Origin of the sequence: Trebonia sp. (assembly GCF_049794275.1) — a bacterium.
GTDB lineage: Bacteria > Actinomycetota > Actinomycetes > Streptosporangiales > Streptosporangiaceae > Trebonia.
Window position 1 is genome coordinate 1 of record NZ_JBARCR010000526.1, and the last position, 5,728, is coordinate 5,728.

At 70.9% G+C, this 5,728-nt stretch carries 5 protein-coding genes and 1 pseudogene; 5 read left to right on the forward strand and 1 reads right to left on the reverse strand.

The features are described from left to right. Window positions 1-157: 157 nt before the first annotated feature. The 4 genes from WA805_RS14505 to WA805_RS14520 are packed head-to-tail and all read left to right on the forward strand — an operon-like array spanning window position 158 to window position 3,730. Window positions 158-1,033 carry an oxidoreductase gene (locus WA805_RS14505; protein WP_424559084.1) on the forward strand — a complete coding sequence of 292 codons (876 nt, stop codon included), beginning with the start codon at window positions 158-160 and terminating at the stop codon, window positions 1,031-1,033. Between the two features lie 30 nt (window positions 1,034-1,063). Next, a complete protein-coding gene (locus tag WA805_RS14510) occupies window positions 1,064-1,396 on the forward strand; it encodes a TfoX/Sxy family protein (protein WP_425242578.1) in 333 nt (110 codons plus the stop codon). Window positions 1,397-1,406: 10 nt separating this feature from the next. Then, window positions 1,407-2,873 (forward strand): MOSC domain-containing protein, encoded by a 1,467-nt coding sequence (locus tag WA805_RS14515; RefSeq protein WP_425242579.1) that lies wholly within the window; start codon window positions 1,407-1,409, stop codon window positions 2,871-2,873. 11 nt (window positions 2,874-2,884) lie between these two features. Beyond that, on the forward strand, window positions 2,885-3,730 hold the full coding sequence (locus WA805_RS14520) for an SDR family NAD(P)-dependent oxidoreductase (RefSeq protein WP_425242580.1): 846 nt from the start codon (window positions 2,885-2,887) through the stop codon (window positions 3,728-3,730). Window positions 3,731-3,742: 12 nt separating this feature from the next. Here WA805_RS14520 and WA805_RS14525 read toward each other — a convergent pair. Further along, window positions 3,743-4,633, reverse strand: a pseudogene (locus WA805_RS14525) (amidohydrolase family protein); the annotation flags it as partial. Between the two features lie 437 nt (window positions 4,634-5,070). Between WA805_RS14525 and WA805_RS14530 the strand changes: the two are divergent. Then, on the forward strand, window positions 5,071-5,589 hold the full coding sequence (locus tag WA805_RS14530) for a signal peptidase II (protein WP_422273483.1): 519 nt from the start codon (window positions 5,071-5,073) through the stop codon (window positions 5,587-5,589). Window positions 5,590-5,728: the final 139 nt, after the last annotated feature.

The following is a 5,728-nucleotide window of genomic DNA, read 5'->3' on the forward strand; positions in this document are numbered from 1 at the left end:
AGACGGACGGACCTGGATGATGACCCGAGAGCAGGAGTCCCTTTGCCTCCGGTAACAAGCCGGGCTGGGGCCGGCCGGCGGAGGTTGGGCGTGGGCCACGCCAGAACTTATGTTCGTCAGGCCGGGGAGTCATGTCAACCCGGCATACCCTGGCCGGGTGAACTCACCGGTGATTAACGCGGCGGCCGCGGGGACGTGGGAACTCGGCGACCTGACCGTCAACAGGATGGGGTTCGGCGCGATGCGGCTGCCCGGGAGGCTGCCGTCCGGCGAGAGCGTGCCCGCCGACAGGTCGCGGTCCATCGAGGTGCTCCGCCGTGCGGTCGAGCTCGGCGTCAACCACATTGACACCGCGGCGTTCTACTTCTCCCCGCTGCGCTCGGCCAACGAGCTGATCGCCGCGGCGCTCGCGCCGTATCCCGGCGACCTGGTCATCGTCACCAAGGTCGGACCCGGGCGCGACCCGTGGGGCGAGTGGTACTCGGCCAGGCCGGACCAGCTGCGCGGCCAGGTGGAGGAGAACCTGCGCCAACTCGGGCGCGACTACCTCGACGTGGTGAACCTGCGGCGGATGCGTCAGGAGTCGATCGCGGAGCACTTCGGCGCCCTCGCCGACCTGCGCGACGCCGGCCTGATACGGCACCTGGGCGTGTCCAACGTGACAGTCACGCACCTGGAGGAAGCGCTGGCCATCGCGCCCGTCGTGTGCGTGCAGAACCGGTACGCCCTCGACCAGCGGGAGCATGAGCCGGTGCTGCTTGCCTGCGTCGAGCGGTCCATCGCGTTCGCGCCGTACTTCTCGCTGATCGGTGCCGGCGCTGTCCGCACGGACCCGCCGCAGCTGGCCGAAGTGGCGCGCCGCCTCGGGGTCACCCCCGCCCAGGTCCGGCTGGCGTGGACGCTGCACCACGCGCCGAACGTGCTGGCCATCCCCGGCACGGGCGACCCCGCCCACCTCGCGGAGAACGTCGCCGCGGCCGCGCTCCGCCTGACCCCCGAGGACCTGTCCCTGCTGGACGCCATCGGGCGGTGACCCGCTCGGGCCCGGGCCTACGATGACGTCATGGCATTCGACGAGCAGCTGGCCGAGCGCGTCCGCGGCGTGCTCGCGTCGGCGGGCATGACACCGACAGAGAAGAAGATGTTCGGCGGCCTGTCGTTCCTGATCGGCGGCAACATGTGCTGCGGGGTGATGGGCGCCGACCTGCTCGCCCGGGTGGGACCGAACGCCGCCTCGGGCGCACTCGCCGAGCCCGCGACCCGCCCGTTCGACATGGGCCGCGGCCCCAGCGCCGGGTGGGTGGTCATCGCCCCTGGCGGCATCGCGACCGACGCGGCCCTGACCGTTTGGGTCAACCGGGCGCTGGCCTTCGCCACCAGCCTGCCGCCCAAGTAGCGTTGAGCTTATGCGGCTGCTTTCAGTCAATATCGGGAAACCGCGACCGAATCCGTGGAAGCCGGTCGCGCTGACCGGCATCGACAAGCATCCGGTCAGCCATCCCGTCATGGTGACGGCGCCGGGCCCCAGGGGCACCGGCGACGTCGGCCTGGCCGGCGACCGGGTCTACGACGTGAAGAATCACGGCGGAACCGACCAGGCCGTCTACGCCTACGCCAGGGAGGATCTCGACGGCTGGGCAGCCGAGCTCGGCACGCCGCTGCGGAACGGCGTGTTCGGCGAGAACCTCACCACCGAGGGCGTCGACGTCACCGGCGCCGTGATCGGCGAGCGCTGGCGCATCGGCCCCGACGTCGTCCTGGAGGTCTGCATTCCGCGGATCCCGTGCGGCACCTTCCAGGGCTGGCTGGCGCGGGCGGGCTGGATCAAGCGGTTCACCGCGGCCGCCAGGCCGGGAACGTACCTGCGGGTCATCGAGCCGGGGCTGATCCGCGCCGGCGACCCGGCCGTGATCGAGGAACGCCCCGGGCACGACGTGACCGTCGCCGTCACCTTCCGGGCGCTCACCACGGAGCCCGGGCTGCTGCCCCGGCTGCTGACCGCCGACGCGCTGCCCGACGGTGTCAAGGAGCTGGCGCGCAAGCGCATTGAGCCCGCTGTGTTATCTAACCCACAGTGTGATGAGCTTAGCCGCGTGAGGCAGCACCCCCCCGCGCACGGCAACCCGGTGGCCGTGGCAGTGGCAATGGCGGGACTAGTCCTCGCCGTGTTCAGCGCGGCGGGGTGCTCCAGTCAGCCGGACACCTCGCAACCTTCGGTGGAATCGTGCGCGCAGTTCGCTATCGCTGCCATCAGGAACCATGTCACGGTCACCACGCTGCCGGCGGCCTGCCGGGGCCTGACACCCGCCCAGATCGACTCCGCGGCCGGCACCGCGCTGCGCTCGGCGGATGACGGCGTGCGCGATAAAGCGCTCAAGCGTCAGCGGATCGCGGCGGCGAGTCATTTCATTGAGCGCATGTTCGTCGCCGTTCCCGCGCAGCGCAGCGAGCCGCAGGCGTCTTCCCCTGCGGCCGGCTGGATCAGCAGGACCGCGCTGGGCCTGGCCGCCCTGTGCGCCTGGCTCGTCACGGTCGCGCTCGGCCTGGCGATGATGCTCCGGTGGGTGCTGCGCAGCCGCGCGCGGGACGCGCCTGGCAGCCGGTTCCGGCGGCCGCCGGCCCTGAACGTCGCGCACCTGGGGCTGGCCGGCGCGGGCCTGCTGATCTGGATCGCCTACCTGGCGACCGGGCTGACCGGGCTGGCGTGGACCGCCACCGCGCTCCTGACCGTGGTAATCGGCCTGGGCATGACGCTCGTGTTCTTCCTGCCGTCGCAGAGCCGGCACCCCTCTGTCGTCGTCACGGGCGCGCACATCATCTTCGCCACCACGACTTTCCTGTTCGTATTCCTGACCGCCATCGGCACCGGCTGAAATGGGGAATCATGACAACTCCTGCGACCGACCGTCGAGTCTGGCTCATCACCGGCGCGACGTCGGGGTTCGGACGATCTCTTGCCGAAGAGATCCTGCGCCAGGGCGACATCGTCGTGGGCGCCGGCCGCACCACCAGTCGTCTCGACGATCTCAAAGACGCCTACCCCGATCAGCTCATTCCCGTCGCGCTGGACGTCACTGACACCGCCAGGGACGCCGCGGTTGTCGACGAGACGGTAGAGCGCCATGGCCGCCTCGATGTCCTGGTAAACGGTGCCGGACGGACTCAGGTCGGCGCCCTGGAGGAGACCACCGAGGCCGAGATGCGGTACCTGTTCGACCTCCACTACTTCGGCCCTGCCGCGCTGACCAAGGCGGCGCTGCCGCACATGCGCCGGCAGGGAAGCGGCTGGGTGGTCCAGTTCTCCAGCGTCGGCGGCCAGTTCACCGCGCCGGGGTTCGGCGCGTACTGCGCCACCAAATTCGCCCTCGAAGGCCTCACTCAGACCCTGAGCGAGGAGGTCCCGCAGGTCCGCTTCCTGATCGTTGAGCCGGGCGCCTTCCGGACGGGATTGTTCGGCAAGGACGCCGCGTACCTCTCCTCTCCCATGCCGGAGTACGCCGAGACGGTAGGACCGACTCGCGCCTACGTCCAGACAGGCGGAGGCTCTCAGCCCGGCGACCCCGTCAAGGCGGCCCGGGCGATCCTTACCGCGATGTCATCGGCCAAGCCGCCGCTCCGCCTTGTCCTCGGCGGGGATGCCATCGACAGGATCCGCCAGCGGCTCGGCCACCTTCAGGACGAACTCACCGAGTGGGAGGAACTCGGGCGCGATACGGCGCTCGACGAGTAAGCCCTGCCCTTGGATGGCGAAGAGCTTGGCCGCGTTGTCGTGGCAGACGGCACGAAGCCAGCCGGCGCCCAGGCCGGCCTGTTCGATGGCCTCGAGGGCGTCGGCGTAGGAGTACGGGATGTTCGGGAAGTCGGTGCCCAGCAGCACGCGGTCGCCGAGGGACTTCAGGCGGGGCAGCTCGGCGCGCGGGAACGGCGAGGTCGCCTCCACGAAGGAGGTGAACGCCATCGTGGTGTCGAGCAGCACCCCGGCGTAGCGCTCGGCCAGGTCGAGAAACTCCGTGTACTCCGGCATGCCCAGGTGCGCGACGACCAGCCGCAGCGCCGGGTGCCTGGCGAGCAGCTCGGCGATCGGCCCTGGGCCGGTGTGCCGGCCGGCTACCGGGCCTGAGCCGCAGTGCGTCACCACCGGGATGCCCGCCTCGGCCAGCTGGCCCCACGCGTCGTCGAGCAGCGGGTCGTTCGGGTTGAAGCCGCCCACTTGCAGGTGGCACTTGAACACCCGGGCGCCCTGGTCCAGGGCGTGCCGCACGTCGGCAGGCGCGCTCGATTCCGCGAAGAACGTCGCGGAGTGCAGGCAGTCCGGGTTCCGCCCCGCGAAGCCGGCCGCCCAGTCGTTCAGCGACCTGGCCATGCCCGGCTTGTGCGGGTACAGCATCGACGTGAACGCGCGGACGCCGAACCCGCGAAGCACCTCCAGCCGCCGCTGCTCTTCCGCGCGGTAGCGGATCGGCCAGGCCCGCCCGAGCAGCGGCCCGCCCGCGTCGAAGTACGCCCACACCGCGGCGAGCAGCCGGTCCGGCATGAAATGGGTGTGCACGTCGATCAGGTGTGACAGGCCGTTGCGCCGCCGGAACTCCGCGACCCGGTCCTGTTCCGCGGCGGCCGTGTGCTCGAGGAGGATCTGCGCGCACAGCGAGCCCGCATCCGCTGCCTCGGTGAGCAGCTGCGGGTCGTCGACGAACGCGTAGTCGGCGTACTGCGTCATCGAGTTGTCCGGCTGCGGCACGGACGGCGTCCCGCTGGCGATGACCGCCTCGTAGTCCGCCAGGATGAGCACGTAGTCGCCCCGGTCGGCGGTCTTCTCGCCGATCTTCCGCCCGACCTCGAGCTCGACCCCCAGCTTGGCGCGCCCGGCGCGGATCACGCCGGACAGCTCGTCCTCTTCGTCCGCCAGCGTGACGGCGGGCAGCCCCCACAGGCCGGCCAGCGGGTCTTCCGGGTCGTCGGGCCGCCGCACGGCAAGGAACGTGCCGTCGCCGGTGCGCACGACGACCGCTACGGAATGTTTCTCCGGCTTCACCTGATCCATCATCGCACCGGGCCGCGTATCGTCGGTGTATGGCGGTAGTTCCGGCAGGTAGCGCGGCCCGCGGCCGCGCGGTGCGGTGGGCGATGCTGGGCACCGCGGCGGTGGTGCTCGCCGCCGACCAGATCACCAAGTCGCTGGTGCTCCGGCTGCATCCGGTCACGGGATCGGGCCTGGTGTCGGTCCGGCTGGTGCGGAACACCGGTGCGAGCGGCGGCATCGCGGCCGGGTACCCCGTCCTCGTCACGCTGGCGGCCGTCGCGATCGTGGCCGTGGCCGGAACGCTGGCGGTCCGCACGAGGAGCCGCGCGGTCGCGATCTGCCTGGCCGCGGTGCTCGGCGGCGCGCTGGGAAACCTGTCGGACCGGCTGTTCCGCGCACCGGGCCTGGGCCGCGGCGCGGTCGTCGACTGGATTCACGTCGCCGGGCGCGGCGGCTCGTTCAACATTTCCGACCTGGCCATCCAGCTCGGCGCGGTCGCCGCTGTCGTGGCGATGTTCGCGGCGGACCGTGCCCGCGTGCGCCGGCCTGATGAGTCATGGTCGAAATGAGAGCCAGCCGCGCACGTTCCGGATAATGCTTTTACATATGGGCGGGAAGACGGACGCGGACCCATTCGCGGTGCGGACCATGACGTCGTGCGGTGAGGAGATCGCCTTCTCCGATCCGTACGTGAGCGACGAGCAGCGG

Bases quoted from the DNA above. Each gene is read 5' to 3' on its own strand.
- WA805_RS14520 (WP_425242580.1), top strand. From the start codon at position 2,885: ATGACAACTCCTGCGACCGACCGTCGAGTCTGGCTCATCACCGGCGCG.
- WA805_RS14530 (WP_422273483.1), top strand. From the start codon at position 5,071: ATGGCGGTAGTTCCGGCAGGTAGCGCGGCCCGCGGCCGCGCGGTGCGG.
- WA805_RS14510 (WP_425242578.1), top strand. From the start codon at position 1,064: ATGGCATTCGACGAGCAGCTGGCCGAGCGCGTCCGCGGCGTGCTCGCG.
- WA805_RS14515 (WP_425242579.1), top strand. From the start codon at position 1,407: ATGCGGCTGCTTTCAGTCAATATCGGGAAACCGCGACCGAATCCGTGG.